The sequence below is a fragment of the Halomonas sp. TA22 genome, assembly GCF_013009075.1.
Classification (GTDB): domain Bacteria; phylum Pseudomonadota; class Gammaproteobacteria; order Pseudomonadales; family Halomonadaceae; genus TA22.
The window spans coordinates 131,884-148,448 of record NZ_CP053108.1; the positions used below are offsets into that span (position 1 = coordinate 131,884).

The 16,565-nt window shown below is 60.6% G+C and carries 12 protein-coding genes; 11 read left to right on the top strand and 1 reads right to left on the bottom strand.

The window, feature by feature from the left end; all coding sequences use genetic code 11:
- Positions 1 to 93 precede the first annotated feature (93 nt).
- The 6 genes from HJD22_RS00630 to glrR all read left to right on the top strand — a co-directional run bounded on the left by HJD22_RS00630 (position 94) and on the right by glrR (position 7,822).
- Positions 94 to 774, top strand: a complete 681-nt coding sequence (locus HJD22_RS00630; protein ID WP_208654876.1) for a TIGR00153 family protein — start codon at positions 94 to 96, stop codon at positions 772 to 774.
- 64 nt (positions 775 to 838) lie between these two features.
- Positions 839 to 2,104, top strand: coding sequence for an inorganic phosphate transporter (locus tag HJD22_RS00635; protein WP_208654875.1), 1,266 nt, complete (start codon positions 839 to 841; stop codon positions 2,102 to 2,104).
- Positions 2,105 to 2,224: 120 nt separating this feature from the next.
- On the top strand, positions 2,225 to 3,538 hold the full coding sequence (argA, locus tag HJD22_RS00640) for an amino-acid N-acetyltransferase (RefSeq protein ID WP_208654874.1): 1,314 nt from the start codon (positions 2,225 to 2,227) through the stop codon (positions 3,536 to 3,538).
- Between the two features lie 835 nt (positions 3,539 to 4,373).
- Positions 4,374 to 5,882 (top strand): HAMP domain-containing sensor histidine kinase, encoded by a 1,509-nt coding sequence (locus tag HJD22_RS00645; protein ID WP_208654873.1) that lies wholly within the window; start codon positions 4,374 to 4,376, stop codon positions 5,880 to 5,882.
- A 2-nt stretch (positions 5,883 to 5,884) separates the two neighbouring features.
- Positions 5,885 to 6,421, top strand: a complete 537-nt coding sequence (locus tag HJD22_RS00650; RefSeq protein ID WP_208654872.1) for a hypothetical protein — start codon at positions 5,885 to 5,887, stop codon at positions 6,419 to 6,421.
- A gap of 33 nt (positions 6,422 to 6,454) precedes the next feature.
- Complete coding sequence (gene glrR, locus HJD22_RS00655; RefSeq protein WP_208656808.1) at positions 6,455 to 7,822, top strand: two-component system response regulator GlrR; 1,368 nt, start codon at positions 6,455 to 6,457, stop codon at positions 7,820 to 7,822.
- 10 nt (positions 7,823 to 7,832) lie between these two features.
- On the opposite strand, the gene xseA is transcribed toward glrR, so the two are convergent.
- Complete coding sequence (gene xseA / locus HJD22_RS00660) at positions 7,833 to 9,185, bottom strand: exodeoxyribonuclease VII large subunit (protein WP_208654871.1); 1,353 nt, start codon at positions 9,183 to 9,185, stop codon at positions 7,833 to 7,835.
- A gap of 153 nt (positions 9,186 to 9,338) precedes the next feature.
- On the opposite strand from xseA, the gene guaB reads away from it, so the two are divergent.
- The 5 genes from guaB to HJD22_RS18040 all read left to right on the top strand — a co-directional run bounded on the left by guaB (position 9,339) and on the right by HJD22_RS18040 (position 15,854).
- The gene (guaB, locus tag HJD22_RS00665; RefSeq protein WP_208654870.1) at positions 9,339 to 10,808 is read left to right on the top strand and encodes an IMP dehydrogenase; all 1,470 of its coding nucleotides are present in this window, start codon (positions 9,339 to 9,341) and stop codon (positions 10,806 to 10,808) included.
- 93 nt (positions 10,809 to 10,901) lie between these two features.
- Positions 10,902 to 12,476: a glutamine-hydrolyzing GMP synthase gene (guaA, locus tag HJD22_RS00670; protein ID WP_208654869.1), complete on the top strand. Its 1,575-nt coding sequence runs from the start codon at positions 10,902 to 10,904 to the stop codon at positions 12,474 to 12,476.
- 548 nt (positions 12,477 to 13,024) lie between these two features.
- Complete coding sequence (locus tag HJD22_RS00675; protein ID WP_208654868.1) at positions 13,025 to 14,878, top strand: J domain-containing protein; 1,854 nt, start codon at positions 13,025 to 13,027, stop codon at positions 14,876 to 14,878.
- A 192-nt stretch (positions 14,879 to 15,070) separates the two neighbouring features.
- Positions 15,071 to 15,601 (top strand): hypothetical protein, encoded by a 531-nt coding sequence (locus tag HJD22_RS00680; protein ID WP_208654867.1) that lies wholly within the window; start codon positions 15,071 to 15,073, stop codon positions 15,599 to 15,601.
- Positions 15,602 to 15,710: 109 nt separating this feature from the next.
- Positions 15,711 to 15,854, top strand: coding sequence for an abortive infection family protein (locus tag HJD22_RS18040; protein WP_367947664.1), 144 nt, complete (start codon positions 15,711 to 15,713; stop codon positions 15,852 to 15,854).
- The last annotated feature ends 711 nt before the right edge of the window (positions 15,855 to 16,565 follow it).

The following is a 16,565-nucleotide window of genomic DNA, read 5'->3' on the forward strand; positions in this document are numbered from 1 at the left end:
ATGCGCCCTTGAATGAGAGAGTGTTAAATTTTCATGACGCTGGGAGCTGCAGTCACTATACTGACGCCGCCATTTCCAAAGCGCATCGTTTCCATGGTTACACCTAATCCGTTCTCCGCGATGTTTGGCCGCTCGCCATTCCAGCCCTTGCTTGCGCATATCGTCAAGGTCAATGAGTGTGCCGATGAGCTGTTGCCATTCTTCGATGCCGCGCTCGACGGCGATTGGGAGGCTGCCTCCCGTCACCGTGAAGCCATCACCCAGCTCGAGCACGACGCCGATGAGCTCAAGACCGAGCTGCGTCTCAACCTCCCCAATACCTTGTTCCTGCCGGTGTCGCGCTCCGATCTGCTCGACCTGATCAGCGTGCAGGACAAGATCGCCAACAAGGCGCGTGACATCACCGGCATCATGCTGGGTCGCCGCATGCAGATGCCAAGCGAGCTTGCCCAGCCGATGCGCGAGTACCTCGTGACCTCCGTCGCCTCCGTCGCCCAGGCGCGCAAGGCGCTAGGTGAGCTCAAGGAGCTGCTCGAGTCAGGCTTCGGCCGCAATGTCTCCGACGTCATGCAGAATCTGATCCGCGACCTGCACGAGCTGGAGCACCAGACCGACAACCAGCAGGTCGAGATCCGCCGCCAGCTGTTTGCGCTGGAGAGCCAGCTGCCCCCCGTGGACGTGATCTTTCTCTACAAGATCATCGACTGGATCGGCGAACTCTCCGACCGCGCCGAGCGCGTGGGTAGCCGACTGCAGATATTGACGGCTCGCTGACACGTCGTCTTCCCGCACGTCCCGATCTCCTTTGTCCTCGACACCTACATAGGATCGAAAACCTATGTCGATCATTGCGCAACACGGTGAAATCTTCATCATCCTGGCCTGTGCCTTCGGTTTCTTCATGGCCTGGGGGGTGGGGGCCAACGATGTCGCCAACGCCATGGGCACCTCGGTGGGTTCCAAGGCGATCACCATCAAGCAGGCGATCGTCATCGCCGTGATCTTCGAATTCCTGGGGGCCTGGCTGGCGGGAGGAGAGGTCACCGCCACCATTCGCGGCGGTATCGTCGACCCCGCGCTGCTGGCGCAAAATCCTGAACTGCTGGTGTATGGCATGCTTTCGGCGCTGCTGGCCGCGGCGATCTGGCTGCTGGTCGCCTCGAGCAAGGGCTGGCCGGTCTCCACCACCCACTCCATCGTCGGCGCCATCGTCGGCTTCGGTGCGGTGGGCCTGGGCATGGAGGCGGTGGCCTGGGGGCGGGTGGGAACGATCGCCTCGAGCTGGCTGATCTCGCCGCTGCTGGCCGGCTCCATCGCCTTCATGCTGTTCAAGTCGGTGCAGCACCTGATCTTCGAGAATCGCGACCCCTTCGCCGCGGCGAAGCGCTACGTGCCGGGTTATATCTTCCTGGTCGGCTTCATCGTCGCCATGGTGACCCTGACCAAGGGGCTCACCCATGTCGGGCTGGACTTCACCTTCGGCCAGAGTTTCATCATCTCGGTGGTGATTGGCCTGGCGATCACGGGGCTTGGCATCGTGCTCGAGAACCGCATCAACCCGGGCAAGCCCTCCGAGGATCAATTCGGCTTCGGTGGGGTGGAGCGGGTGTTCGGCGTGCTGATGCTGTTCACCGCCTGTGCCATGGCCTTCGCCCATGGCTCCAACGACGTGGCCAACGCAGTGGGGCCGCTGGCCGCAGTGATCAGCGTGGTACAGAGCGATGGCGCGATCGACGCGGCAGCGTTGGTGCCTTGGTGGGTGCTGGTGTTGGGCGGCGGCGGTATCGTCTTCGGCCTGGTCACCTACGGACACAAGGTGATCGCCACCGTGGGCACCGGCATCACCGAACTGACCCCCAGCCGCGGCTTCGCCGCGACGCTTGCCGCTGCCACCACCGTGGTACTGGCATCGGGCACTGGGCTGCCCATCTCTACTACCCACACCTTGGTCGGGGCCGTGTTGGGGGTGGGGCTTGCGCGCGGCATGGCGGCCCTCAATCTGCGTGTGATCGTCACCATCGTCATGTCCTGGTTGATCACGCTGCCTGCCGGTGCGGGACTGGCGATCATGTTCTTCTTCATGTTCAAGGGCATCTTCGGCTAAGCGGCAAGCCTGAAGGCAGTGAGTGGAAGGCGGGCGCCACGAGAGTGGTGCCGCCTTTTTTTGGCCTCTGTTATAGTCTTTGGCAGTAACGCTCATTCACCCTGCGCCGGAGCGCGGCTCTTGAACACTCGTTTTCCCTTCGTCGACTCGTTCCGTAACTCATCGCCCTATATCAATGCGCATCGCGGCCGCACCTTCGTGATCCTGATCGAGGGCGAGGCCATGGAGGATGGCCGCGGCGAGCAGTTGATTCAGGATCTGGCGCTGCTGCACACGCTGGGTGTGCGCCTGGTGGTGGCCTTCGGCATTCGCCCCCAGGTGACGGCGGCCCTGGAGGCGGCGGGGATCGAGCCCCGTCGGTACGCTGGGCATTGGGTCGCCACCGACGCGATCATGGCCTGTGTCGAGCGTATCGCCGCCGAACAGCGTCTGTGGCTCGAGGCGAGGTTATCGCTAGGGCTCCCCAATACGCCGCTGCACGGCGTGGAGCTGACCGCCATCTCCGGAAATCTGGTGATGGCCAAGCCGCTTGGGGTGCGTGAAGGGGTCGACTTCGAGCACAGCGGCGAGGTGCGCCGCGTGCGCGCCAGCTCCATCCAGGCGCTGATCGAGAAGGGCGCACTGGTGCTGCTGCCCCCGCTGGGCTTTTCGAGTACCGGTGAAGTGTTCGATCTGGATGCCTCGGAGGTTGCCCAGCAGGCGGCCGTGGCGCTCAAGGCGGACAAGCTGATCCTGCTCGGCGAGGCGATTGGCCTGCATGATCAGAGCGGTGCGCTTCAACGGCAGCTGACGCCTGGCGAGGCTGAGCCGCTCAGGCGACAGACCGACCCCGGCAGCGAGCTCGATCGGCATCTCGCCGCAGCATGCGGTGCGGCACGCAGCGGCGTGGCCCGTACTCACCTGCTCTCCTGGCATGACCACGATGCGCTGCTCGGCGAGCTGTTCACCCGCGATGGGGTGGGTACCATGATCACCCAGCACCGCTACGAGCAACTGCGCGCCGCGGAGCTTTCCGATATTGCCGGTCTGCTGGAGCTGCTTGAGCCACTGGAGAGCAACGGCATGCTGGTGCCCCGTTCACGGGATCGGCTCGAGCATGAAATTGACGACTATCTGGTCATCGAGCGCGATGGCATGATCATCGGCTGCGCCGCACTGCATGTCTTCAGCGATGCCGGAATGGGCGAGCTTGCCTGCGTGGCGGTGCACGACGACTATCGGCGTGGGGCGCGGGGCGAGCTGTTGCTGGCCGAAGTGGAGCGCCATGCACGCCGCCGGGGGCTTGAGAGCCTGTTCGCCCTGACCACCCATACCACGCACTGGTTCTACGAACATGGTTTCCGTCTGGCGGAGCTTGCCGACCTGCCCACGCTCAAGCGCGATGCTTACAATCACGCGCGTAAATCGAAAGTCCTATTGAAACCCTTGAGCTGAGTGTCTGCTGAAAAGAGACACATTCTCGACGCTGAGCGGTGATGTGTCGCCAAAAAGATACTAATAAATCATTGTTATTATTGGGTTTTAAAAATAACAGTGTTTCCATGTTGGTAATTGGAGACACATTTTCTTTCTTTCTAGCCCTTTTCCAGCGGTTTTCTTCAAGGTCTGCCTATTTGCTTCAATATGCCATTCTCAAACAATTGTTTTTATTTATAAAATAGGTTTATTGGCATGGCTTTCGCACTATATAGAATGTGAGCAAGAGAAGTTGATCAACACGGCTCGATCAACTTCTCGACCTAACCGGCTAGGGCGCTATCGCAACCCTGGACAGATCCCTCGCTAGGTTGGGTCTACGTCTGCTCCACGCGATGTGTGACTTAGGTTGCGATGAGACTTGGTGCCGCCGACACGCATGGAAGTGCACCTACGGGCAAGGATGCCCTGGCAAGGATGCCTCATCCCCTTCGGGGGATCGAATTCAGGATAGCGCTGTGCGACAGCGATATCGTAGTACGGAGCCGGGTGGTGCGCCACCCGAGTGCGGGCAAGTCCCTGGTGGTACGGCTTGTTTGGCACGGCTTCAGAGCCCTCGGGCTCGCCGGAGATTGCGACAGATCGTTGGGCCAGGCTTGCGACCTATTGAGATCTCTACCCCCTTCAGTTCCCTGCGTACCTTGGGCCGGCTCTGCCGGCCCTCTTTTTTGCGTGTCTGTTGAGTGTGCAAAGGCAGTTGATGTAGGTGAGCGTCGTCAACGTCGATTATCTGTTATTCTCAGTGATAAGCAGTATGACTCTGCCATTTTTTCTCTTACATAGAACACTCGTCATGACCACTCAGGTCTCGCGTCGCTGGCGCCCTCGCTCACTGCTGCAGCTGGTGTTGCTGGCCTTCATGGCCGTGATGCTGCCGCTTGGCGTGCTGATGTTTCAGGCCGGTCAGGCGCTCGCGGAGCTTACGCGCCTGGCCGATGTCAGCGCCAGACAGGCGGTGGAGGAGACGCGGCGTGCGCGTACGCTCTCGAGCCTCGCGCTTGAGATGGAGCGCAGTGCCAGGCAGTACGCGGTGGTGGAGCAGGAAGGGCTGCTCGACATCTATACCGAGCGTGCCAGGGAGTTCGGTATTCTGCTTCGCCAGCATACTCGCTTGCTGCCGGAGGACCCCGATGTACTGGCGCTGGCCGACCAGCTCGAAGAGGTGCGCCAGTTGCCCGATCTGTCCCTCGAAGAGTTTCGCGAGGCACTGCCCGTCTTCGCCTCTTTTGCGGCACGTACCGAGGCCATGCGCCGGGCCACCAATCGCCATATCGACACGCGCATCGAAGCGATCAGTGAGCAGGCCAGCAACGTCCAGACGCGACTTTGGCTGCAGACCGCTGCTCTGGTCTCGGCAAGCCTGGCGCTGATGCTGCTCTTCACCTGGCTGATCATCCGTCCGATTCGCCAGCTCGAACGGCGTATCCTAGGGTTGGGTAGCGAGGGCAAGGCGAAGACGGCGCAGGTTATCCAGGGGCCGGCGGAACTGGTCAGCCTTGGCGATCGGCTGGATTGGCTCTCGCTGCGTCTTGGCGAGCTCGAGGAACAGAAGCGGCAATTCCTGCGTCATATGTCCCATGAGCTCAAGACACCGCTGGCCAGCGTGCGCGAAGGCACAGCCCTGCTCAACGATGGTGTGGCAGGCGAGATCACGCCGCGCCAGCGCGAGATACTCGAGTTGATCGATGCCAGCGGCCGCGAATTGCAGACACTGATCGAACAGCTGCTCGACTATAATCTGCAGCAGCACCAGCGAACCAGCAGCAGTGAAACCTTCGACGTGGCAGAGGTGGTCAAGGAGCTGCTGGCCAAGCATCAGCTGACCCTGGAGCACAAGGGCATGCGCGTCAATTGGTTCGATGTGCCGCTAGAGTGGCGTGCCGATCGCATTACGACTGGGCGAATACTCGACAACCTGCTCTCCAATGCCGTGGCCTACGGCGAGGATGGCGGGCGCCTGGAGATCCGCGCGCGCAAGCGCGGCAGGTCGCTTGAGATCGAAGTGGCCAATAGCGGTGAGCCCATCGCCGAGCAGGACCGTCCTCGTCTGTTCGAAGCCTTCTACCAAGGGCGCGCGCAGCGCAAGGGACCATTGAAGGGATCGGGAATCGGCCTGTCGGTGGCCGCCGACTGCGCCCGGGCGCAACATGGCAAGCTCGAACTGGTCGATCAGGACAGTCTGCCGGTCTGTTTCCGTCTTACGCTGCCTTGGGCCCAGCAGAGCCTGGATAACACACATGAAAATACAACGGCGCTACCTCTACCGAGAGAGGCGGTAAGCGACGACGCAAGGAACCATTGATCATGAACTATCGAATGCTGTCGCCGCTGTTGATTGCAGTGGCACTGGTTGGCTGCGAAATGATGCCGACTGCGCACATCGAGGCACCCAATGCCAACTCGGAGCTGCCCACGGAGTGCAATGAAGAGATTCCCACTCTGGTGGAGAGTACCTGCCTGGTCGACGCCTGGGTCGCTTTTGGGCTTGCCTCGCAGCGCGGCAACCGCGAGTGGCGTGATGAGATGCTTGAGCGAGTCGACAGTCCCACCGCCCAGGCACGGCTCAATCGTGCCGTGCTGCTGGCGTGGGGCACGGAGCGACAGTGGAATCAGGCCGCCGAGCTGCTGCGCGAGGATATCCATGCCGCCCCCAGCGACTTGCAGCCCCTGCTGCGCTATTGGCTGAACGAAGTGGAAGGGCGTCGCGGCATGTCCGAGCGGCTGGAGCGCAGCGAATCGCAGCGCCGCGCCGCCAGTGAAGAGAACGCCGCGTTGAGCGAAAAGCTCGAAGCGTTGACCGATATCGAGCAGAGCATCAATCTGCGTCAGCTATCCCCCTGACGCCTGCTTTATCTTGCGATTCAAGGGAGTGTAATTGTGAAGCAAGCAGCCCATATCCTGCTGGTGGATGATGATGTCAGCCTGCTCAAGCTACTCGGCATGCGCCTGGAGAGCCGTGGCTATCGCGTCAGCACTGCCGAAAGCGGCCGTCAGGCGCTGACCCGCCTGAGCGAAACGCGCCCGGATCTGGTGCTCTCCGACCTGCGCATGGATCAGATGGACGGCCTTGAGTTGTTCCACGAGATCCAGCGCCGCACGCCGGGCCTGCCAGTGATCATCCTCACCGCCCACGGCTCGATTCCCGATGCGGTGAGCGCCACTCGCCAGGGCGTATTCAGCTTTCTCACCAAGCCGGTGGATCGCGACGAGCTGTTCGCCGCCATCGACGAGGCGCTGTCCCAGGCGCCCGGCTCCTCAAGCGATGGTGACGACGCCTGGCGCGCGGCGATCATCACCCGCAGCCCGCAGATGGAGCGCATCCTCGAGCAGGCAAGGATGGTGGCCGGGGCCGATGTCAGCGTGCTGATCACCGGAGCATCGGGGTCGGGCAAGGAGCTGCTGGCCAACGCCATTCATCAGGCCAGTCCACGCGCCAATAATCCCTTCATTGCCATCAACTGCGGCGCACTGCCCGAGCAGCTGCTCGAAAGCGAGCTCTTCGGCCACGCCAAGGGCGCCTTCACCGGCGCGGTCAGCCAGCACCAAGGGCTATTCCAGGCCGCCAATGGCGGCACCCTGTTCCTCGACGAGATCGGTGACATGCCACTGCCGCTGCAGGTCAAGCTGCTGCGCGCGATCCAGGAGCGCCAGATCCGTCCGCTCGGCTCCACCGTCTCGGTGGATATCGACGTGCGCATCATCTCCGCCACCCACCGCGATCTCGACCGCGCCATGCGCGACGGGGATTTCCGCGAGGATCTCTACTACCGTCTCAACGTGGTCAACCTCAAGCTGCCGGCGCTCAAGGAGCGTGCCGAGGACGTGCCGCTGCTGGCCAAGTACCTCGTGACCCAGGCGGCGGCGCGCCACAAGCCCTTCGTCAAGGGCTTCTCGTCGGAGGCGCTCAACCTGCTTGCCTCCAGCGCCTGGCCGGGCAACGTGCGTCAGCTGGTCAATGTGGTCGAGCAGTGCGTGGCGCTGACCAGCTCGCCGATCATTCCCGAGGCGCTGGTCTCCCAGGCGCTGGCAGCGGAGGAGAATGCGCTGCCTTCGTTCAACGAGGCGCGCGCCACCTTCGAGCGCAGCTATCTGATCAAGGTGCTCAAGATCACCGAAGGCAATGTGACCCAGGCCGCGCGCATCGCCGGACGCAACCGCACCGATTTCTACAAGCTGCTCAATCGCCATGAGCTCGAGCCGAGCGCCTTCAAGCCGGGCGCCGAGATGGTCAGCGACTTCTGATGGTGTCCACCTAGCGCGACAGCCGCCGCTTCACTTCCAGCGTCAGCCGCCCCTCGCCCAGACGGGCGGTGAGAAGCTGCCCCGGTCGAGTGTCGGCCGCGTGGCGTACCACCTGCCTCTGCTCATCCTCGAGAATCGCATAGCCGCGCCCCAACACCGCCAGCGGGCTGACCGCATTCAACTCCCGCACCACGCCGGAAAGCTCGGCGCGGCGCGTGGCGAGTAGACGCGGCATGACCGCCTGCAGGCGTTGGCTGACCTGCTCATGGCGCTGCTGGGCAAGGCGCAGCTGGCTTGCCGGGTCGAAGGTGGAGAGCCGTTGCTGGAGATGACGCTGCTGCTGGCGCCGCGCGCTCAATTGCTGGTACATGGCGCGCTGCAGGCGTGCCTCGAGCTGCTCGAGCTGCCGGCGCTGCTGGGCAAGGCGCTCGCCAGGGTGGCGCAGCCGCGCCCGCAGGTGATCGAGGCGCTGGGCCTCCCGCTCGAGGCGTACCCGCTGGCAGTGCGCCAGCCGCTGCAGCGAGGCCGCCAGGCGCTGCACCAGCTCGCGGCGGTCCGGCACCAGCTGCTCGGCGGCGGCAGAGGGGGTGGGCGCGCGGGTATCGGCGGCGAAATCGACCAGGCTGGTGTCGACCTCATGGCCCACCGCCGACATCACCGGCAGCCGCGAGTGAAACACCGCCCTTGCCAGATGCTCGTCGTTGAACGCCCACAGGTCCTCGAGGCTACCGCCGCCGCGGGTGATCAGCAGCGCATCCTGGGCCGGGTCGAAGCGCCCCTGTTCGCCGACATGCCGATTGATCATCCCCAGCGCCCGGATCATCGCCGACGCCGCCTCGCGCCCCTGCACCGGCACCGGCACCACGCTGACGCGGGCCAGCGGCCAGCGTGCCGCGAGCACCGCCAGCACGTCGCGAATCGCCGCTCCACTGGGTGAGGTCATCACCAGCAGCTGGCGTGGCGGGCGCGGCAGGGCGCGGGCGTTGGCGAACACCCCCTGGGCGGTAAGCTGCTGCTTGAGACGCTCCAGCGCGGCGAGCAGGTCGCCGGCGCCGGCCGGCTGCACGGCCTCCACGATCATCTGGAAATCGCCGCGCGGCTCGAACAGCGAGACGCGCCCACGCAGCTTGACGCGGTCACCATCCTGCATGGGCGTTGCGACGAAGCGCGCTCGGTTGCGAAACAGCGCGCAGCGCAGCTGGGCGCGATCGTCCTTGAGTGTGAAGTAGACGTGCCCCGAGGCCGGGCGCGACACCCCGGAGAGCTCGCCCTCCACCCAGCAGTCGCCGAAGCCGCTCTCCAGCATCAGCCGGGCGCGGCGATTGAGTTCGCTGACGGAGAGGGCATCGCTGACGGTGGGCATGGCGGCTCCGGTAAGTGGCAAGGCAAGTCTTGGCAAGTCTACCACTTCAGCCAAGCCCGCCCTTCATTGAAGCAGGGGCGGGCGGAGCGCTATAATGGTCGATTAACTCCTCCACGCCCCGTCTTCCCATCTGCTCAAATGGGTGTTGCCGCTATGTTACGTATGGCCCAAGAAGCGCTTACGTTCGATGACGTATTACTCGTTCCCGGCTACTCGAATGTCCTGCCCAAGGATGTCAGCCTCAAGTCCCGCCTGACCCGCAATCTCGAACTCAATATCCCGCTCGTCTCCGCCGCCATGGATACCGTGACCGAGGCGCGCCTGGCGATCGCCATGGCCCAGGAGGGCGGGATCGGCATCATCCACAAGAACATGACCATCGCCGGACAGGCCGCCGAGGTGCGCAAGGTCAAGAAGCACGAGAGCGTGATCGTCAAGGACCCGGTGACCGTGGGACCCAAGGCCAAGCTGCAGGACCTGCTGGCGATGGCCGACGAGTATGGCTACTCCGGCTTCCCGGTGGTGGAGGGCGAGACCCTGGTGGGCATCGTCACCGGCCGCGACATGCGCTTCCAGCCCGACTACAGCGACAGCGTCGAGGCAATCATGACCCCGCGCGAGAAGCTGGTCACCGTGCCGGTCGGCACTCCGCTCGACGACATCAAGGTCAAGCTGCAGGAGAACCGCATCGAGAAGATCCTGATCGTCGATGACGCCTTCCGCCTACACGGCCTGGTCACGGTGCGCGACATCGAGAAGGCGCGTACCTACCCGTTCGCCGCCAAGGATGCCGATGGCCGCCTGCTGGTCGGCGCCGCGGTGGGCACCGGCCCGGAAACCCCCGAGCGGGTGGCCGCCCTGGCCGAGGCCGGCGTCGATGTGATCATCGTCGATACCGCCCATGGCCACTCCCAGGGCGTGATCGACCGCGTGCGCTGGGTCAAGGAGCACTTCCCCGAGGTGCAGGTGATCGGTGGCAACATCGCCACCGCCGACGCCGCCGTGGCGCTGGCCGAGGCGGGTGCCGACGCGGTCAAGGTGGGCATCGGCCCCGGCTCGATCTGCACCACGCGCATCGTCGCCGGCGTCGGCGTGCCGCAGATCAGCGCGGTGGCCAACGTGGCCGAAGCGCTCAAGGCGTTCGACATCCCGCTGATCGCCGATGGTGGCGTGCGCTTCTCCGGCGACCTGGCCAAGGCGATTGCCGCCGGCGCCAGCACGGTGATGATCGGCGGCCTGCTGGCTGGCACCGAAGAGGCACCGGGCGAGGTCGAGCTCTACCAGGGGCGCACCTACAAGGCCTACCGCGGCATGGGCTCGATGGGCGCCATGTCCCAGAGCCAGGGCTCCAGCGACCGCTACTTCCAGGACAAGAGCGAAGGCGCCGAGAAGCTGGTGCCGGAAGGCATCGAAGGCCGCGTTCCCTACAAGGGCATGATGAGCGCCATCGTCCATCAGCTGATGGGCGGCCTGCGCGCCTCCATGGGCTACACCGGCTGCCGCGACATCCAGGAGATGCGCACCAAGCCGCAGTTCGTGCAGATCACCGGCGCCGGCTTCGCCGAATCCCACGTACATGACGTGCAGATCACCAAGGAAGCCCCGAACTACCGGGTGGGTTGATCACCAAGCTTGATGAATGGCGGCGGGCATAGCCCCGCCGCTCGCTTTTCGATTCCCACGCGGCCTGTTTCGCGGCCCTAACGAGACGCTTTCATGACCGATATTCACGCCCACAAGATCCTGATCCTCGACTTCGGCTCCCAGTACACCCAGCTCATTGCCCGCCGCGTGCGCGAGATCGGCGTCTACTCCGAGGTTCGCGCCTTCGATATCACCGAAGAGGAGATCCGCGAGTACAACCCCAACGGCATCATCCTCTCCGGCGGGCCGGAATCGACCGTCGCCGAAGGCTCGCCGCGGGCGCCGCAGTGCGTGTTCGAGCTGGGCTTGCCGGTGCTGGGCATCTGCTACGGCATGCAGACCATGGCCGAGCAGCTCGGCGGCGCCGTGGAGGGCTCCAACAAGCATGAGTTCGGTTATGCCCAGGTCACGATCGACGAAGGCGACGACATGTTCCGCGACATCAAGGACCATGTGGGCCACGACGGCAAGGCGCTGCTCGACGTGTGGATGAGCCACGGCGACAAGGTCGCCCGCGCGCCGGACACCTTCACCGTGACCGCCTCCACCCCGAGCTGCCACATCGCCGCCATGAGCTGGGCCGAGAAGCGCTTCTACGGCGTGCAGTTCCACCCCGAGGTGACTCACACCTTGCAGGGCCAGCGCATCCTCGAGCAGTTCGTGGTCGGCATCTGTGGTGCCGAGAAGCTGTGGACCCCGGCCAAGATCATCGAGGACCAGATCGCCCGCGTGCGCGACCAGGTCGGCGAGCGCCACGTGCTGCTCGGCCTCTCCGGCGGCGTCGACTCCTCGGTGGTGGCGGCACTGCTGCACAAGGCGATCGGCGATCAGCTCACCTGCGTGTTCGTCGACAACGGCCTGCTGCGCAAGAACGAAGGCGAGCAGGTGATGGAGACCTTCGCCCGCCACATGGGCGTGAAGGTGATCCGCGTCGACGCCGAAGCGCTGTTCCTCGGCAAGCTGGAAGGTGAGAACGACCCGGAAGCCAAGCGCAAGATCATCGGCAATACCTTCATCGAGGTGTTCGACGATGAGGCGAGCAAGATCGAGGGCGTCGACTTCCTCGCCCAGGGCACCATCTACCCCGACGTGATTGAATCTGCCGCCAGCAAGACCGGCAAGGCCCACGTGATCAAGTCGCACCACAACGTCGGCGGCCTGCCCGAAACCATGAAGCTCAAGCTGGTCGAACCGCTGCGCGAACTGTTCAAGGACGAGGTACGCAAGCTTGGCGTCGAGCTCGGCCTGCCCTACGACATGGTCTATCGCCACCCCTTCCCGGGGCCGGGCCTGGGCGTGCGCATTCTCGGAGAAGTGAAGAAGGAGTACGCCGACATCCTGCGCGAAGCCGACGCCATCTTCATCGAAGAACTGCACAACGCTGACTGGTACCACAAGACCAGCCAGGCCTTCGCCGTGTTCCTGCCGGTCAAGTCCGTCGGCGTGGTCGGCGACGGCCGCCGCTATGAATGGGTCATCGCCCTGCGCGCCGTGGAAACCATCGACTTCATGACCGCAAGATGGGCACATCTACCGTATGAGCTGCTGGAAACCGTCTCCAACCGCATCATCAACGAGATCAGCGGCGTATCGCGCGTGACCTACGACGTCAGCAGCAAGCCGCCTGCGACGATCGAGTGGGAGTGAGGCACGCCTAGGCAGAACGCCTGACACAGTTAAGCTGACCGGGATCAAGGGTCTACCAAAGGGTAGGCCCTTTTTCTTTGCAATTTGTTACAGGGTTTTGTTTGCTCGGGTTAAGGTTGCCGAGACGACCGCCGATAGAACAGGAACAGGTAGTACAACGCAGACAGGGCTGTCGCAGGGAAAGGATATCATCCCCGGGCGGTAGCGTGCTTTGACAAATAAATGCAGCCGATTTTCGATAACGTTACCTTTGGAATTAGCCGAGAGAAGTCTTAGTGCAAAGTTCCGCTTCCGGCCCAAAGCGGACATACAGGCAAAGGCAGCATGCACGCACTTCCGTGATATACAGCCGGCACGATGATAGGTGTTATATTGCCGATTTATACATAATGTCTAGAATTTTAAGTAGGCCGGGGTGTGAGTGGAGTGCGGCATAACACGCAGGAACTGGTCGGCACGTACATCCAATTATCGGACGGGAAATAAAAACCTATCTGCTCTATGTATTTGGCATTGGCTTAATAATGACATTAACAGAGAGATCACGGATGCTTAGCTTCCTCTCAAAAATTTTCGGAAATGGAAGGGATACAGATCCCCAAGAATCCACTGGCTTGACGTGTGTTGCCCACGATTCGAATAGAAAATCCGGCAGGCGGGAACCACCGAAGGAACTCGATTGGTCCCAAGCCGAGTACGTCCCGCTGCCACCATCACCGCCTACCTGGGAGGTGGATGGTCGCGACGAGTTCCACCGTGAGTACAATGACCCATCGATTGGCCCTGTGTTTCAGGCTGGATTCAAGAACCAACACTCCAAGGTCGTGAAGCTCGCCGGTGACCTACCTCAAGAACAGCGGCAAGGACGAGTCGGGGAGGTCATAGCCAAGGCATATGCCAAGCTGATTATGCGGCGGATGAAGTCTGGGCAGCTAGCGGCGGCGGCAAAGCAAGCTGTTGAAATGTTCGAGCGTGTCCCTGAGCACGTGAAGGACGTTGATCGCCGTCGCTTTAATCGTATCTTGAAAGAGATGGAAAAGTCAGGGAAGAAGCATGGCTACTCACCGGTGGATGTCGCAAGCCCTTCATCATTGCCGCTGTTTAAAGCATCGGAAGATGCTCCTTGGAAACTTGTAGGCGAGCGAAAGCTGAACAGTGATGAGCGGCCAGATCCTGCCTTCACTATTGCTGCCATCGATGCAAGAGGGACTTGGTTACTCGACCGTTCCGGGGCCAGTGCGGACCGATCGGAGGTAAAGAGCGTACTTCGTAGAATGGACCGACTTGGGTGCCTTGTTGGCGAAAAAGCGCTGCTCCATGATGCCTATCGAACCGGAACCGGCGGCGCCGGTTCCGGTATAGCGATCATGGATTCCAGCGGGTTGCTTCACGTCTACAACGAAGAGCTGAACATCGTAACCGAGTCAAATCTGCGCGAGGACTCCCGTGTAGTTGATCACTTCCGGACCATCGACACGAATTACTGGGGTGAGTTCAAATCCCAGGTGCGAGCCGTGGATGTTTCTCCTGAGGGGGATCGGTACCTTTTCACGTTAGCCGACGAGACTTGGTGCTGCACGGCCTCCGGCAGAGCAGCCTGGGGGCTCGTGATGCCACTGAAGGAAGGTTGGAAGCGTGTCGTGGGACGCAGCGAGCGCTTCGGGGTAGCTCAAGAGGTTGAGGAGGCGCTACGGCTTTTCAGCTTGTCCCTACCCGTTGATCCCACGGACATCAAGCGAAAGTACCGCAAGTTGGCGCAGGCCCACCACCCGGACCGCAATGCTGGCGATCCGGCCGCTACCGAGAAGATGAAGGCGTTGAACGCTGCGTTCGAAATTTTGACCGGTGTCGATCCGAACACGCTCGGATACGAAGAGTCTGATGTTACTTATTTCGCCCGGGCGGCTCCCGACTACGTTATGGAGCTGGAGGGCTTTCGGCTTGAGATATCCATGACCGGTGGAGTGCCTCAAGATTGGGTCTACGCGGCCAGCTTTGCTGTTGTCGGCGGTGGGGCCTATCTGGCTACTTACTCGGGCAAAGTCATCCTAGTTTCACGAGAGGGGCGACCCGAGGTGGTGTACGACATCGGGACCTGCCCGAACGAGATCGTTGATGTTGATCGGTATACTTACTTTCTCACACCCACCCGACTTTACATCATAGAAGATAGTACAAAGCTCTCTGCGTTTCTCGATGTCTTCCAGCAGGGGCGGTTACTTGTAACGCAAGTCGGATTTGGGTTGCACACAGGAAAACGACTCCAGTGGTTCACGCATGCCGGCGTGAAAACTGGTGAATTGATGGCGAGAGACCCTATACGGACAATTTACGCAACCGATAGTGGAGTGGTTGTCCAAACTCGACAGCATCAAGTCGAAATCCAAGGGCTTTTGATGTGAAATCCACAGGTCAAAAGTGAAAAACGGTGTCATTGGTGAGCTAACAACAGCGTCAACACGGGCCGATTTTCCGCTGGCGCTCCAAAGTCGGCCGGTTACGTGGGCGTTATGCAGTGCAAAAGGGTGAGCTACCGTGCCAATTGAAATGCCAGTAGAGTTACGGTTCCCGATGGGGGAACGACTCCGTTAACTGTGGGAGCGGTTCAAGACTTTATTAGTCTTGCTCGAAAGGCCTCATCTAGCACCATTGGTCGCCAACAGATTATTGAAAAATATAAGGGGTTCTTGGCTATTGCAAGTGGTGACCAGTACGCCAACAGCTCCAGTCTGTCGTGGGCTGAATCAAATCTGGAAAATCATGCCGAAAAAGCTGCGTCTGATGCACCTGGATTCATTGCCGCTTTTTGTGATGCATGTGAGGCGCTAGAAAATTGGGGAGTAGCTGTTCCCGGACACCAATACGTTAACAATATTCTTGAGAAACACTCGGTTCCGTTTAGAGTTATCGATAGCCAACTGGCGGCCACTGATGAGCACATTTCACCACCGGATCCTGTGATTGAAACAGCAGAGTCAACCGTTTCTAGAGCGCTGGCTGATGCCAAAGCATTAGTTGGTTATTCTGATGCTTCAAGTGCAATAGATAGAGCGCATACGGCATTGCACGGTTACCTGATCAAACTTTGTGGCAACGCCTCAATACCAGTAGAGGATGATGCTTAATTATCGAGAGTATTTAAATTGCTGCGCCAATCTCATCCCGCTCTCTCCCCTGATGGACCGAGAGCGTCGGATGTTACTAAAATACTTCAATCCTTCGCGGCTTCAATTGATGCATTGTCCACTTCGTAACCGGGCCAGCTTAGCACACGCAAATGAACTCTTGGATGAACCGGAAGCAACAGTGGCACTAAATGCCGTGTATACAATATTTCGATACATTCAGGACTGCATCAAGAGGTTCGGCAATGCATAACCATGCGCTGTTGTCGGACAATTTTTCCACCGCTGCACGGTTCAAAAATTTCCGGAAAGCTTCGCGCTCATAACCTGAAAGTCAGCTTTTGGCCGACAGGTGAACTTTAGACTATCCTTAATTCTTATGAGGTCGGACTCGGCCTAAAAAGGTCGTCCTGCTAAAGGCTGAAAACGTTTCGGTCTTATGGTTTAGGATCATTTTCGTTATGCGATAAATTTATAATTAATATAAGGGATTTCCAGTAGTTGGGGCTGTGTGCGGTAGAAAAAAATTGTTTAGCGCATGTGCGAGTTAAGCTTGGCAGACAATCACTCAGCCTAATGGCTCCGAAGGGTCTAAAAAATGAATGATTTTAGAAAAACAAATAAGCCAATAGTTCTGAAATCGATACGCGGCCGGAAGAATTGGGTACCAATGAAGTGTGAAGAATGTGGAAAGAAATCCTGCTTCACCACAACATATAAACGATCGAACACAGGTAAAGTTATAGTTTGCAATGTAAGCCAATAGTGCGGGATCATTCAAAAGGGCATCAGAAACGGGGGAAGTTTGACGCAATGAATATGGTGGTTGGGAAAAGTGTCAAAAATTGACCTAACAAGACAGCCAACGGGACGCAGCAAAGCTGCACTTGATGGGTGCATTACATAATTCTTCGCCGAACGTCTGCTCTTGGCCGAATGGTGAAATTCAGTCTATGCTGATGGA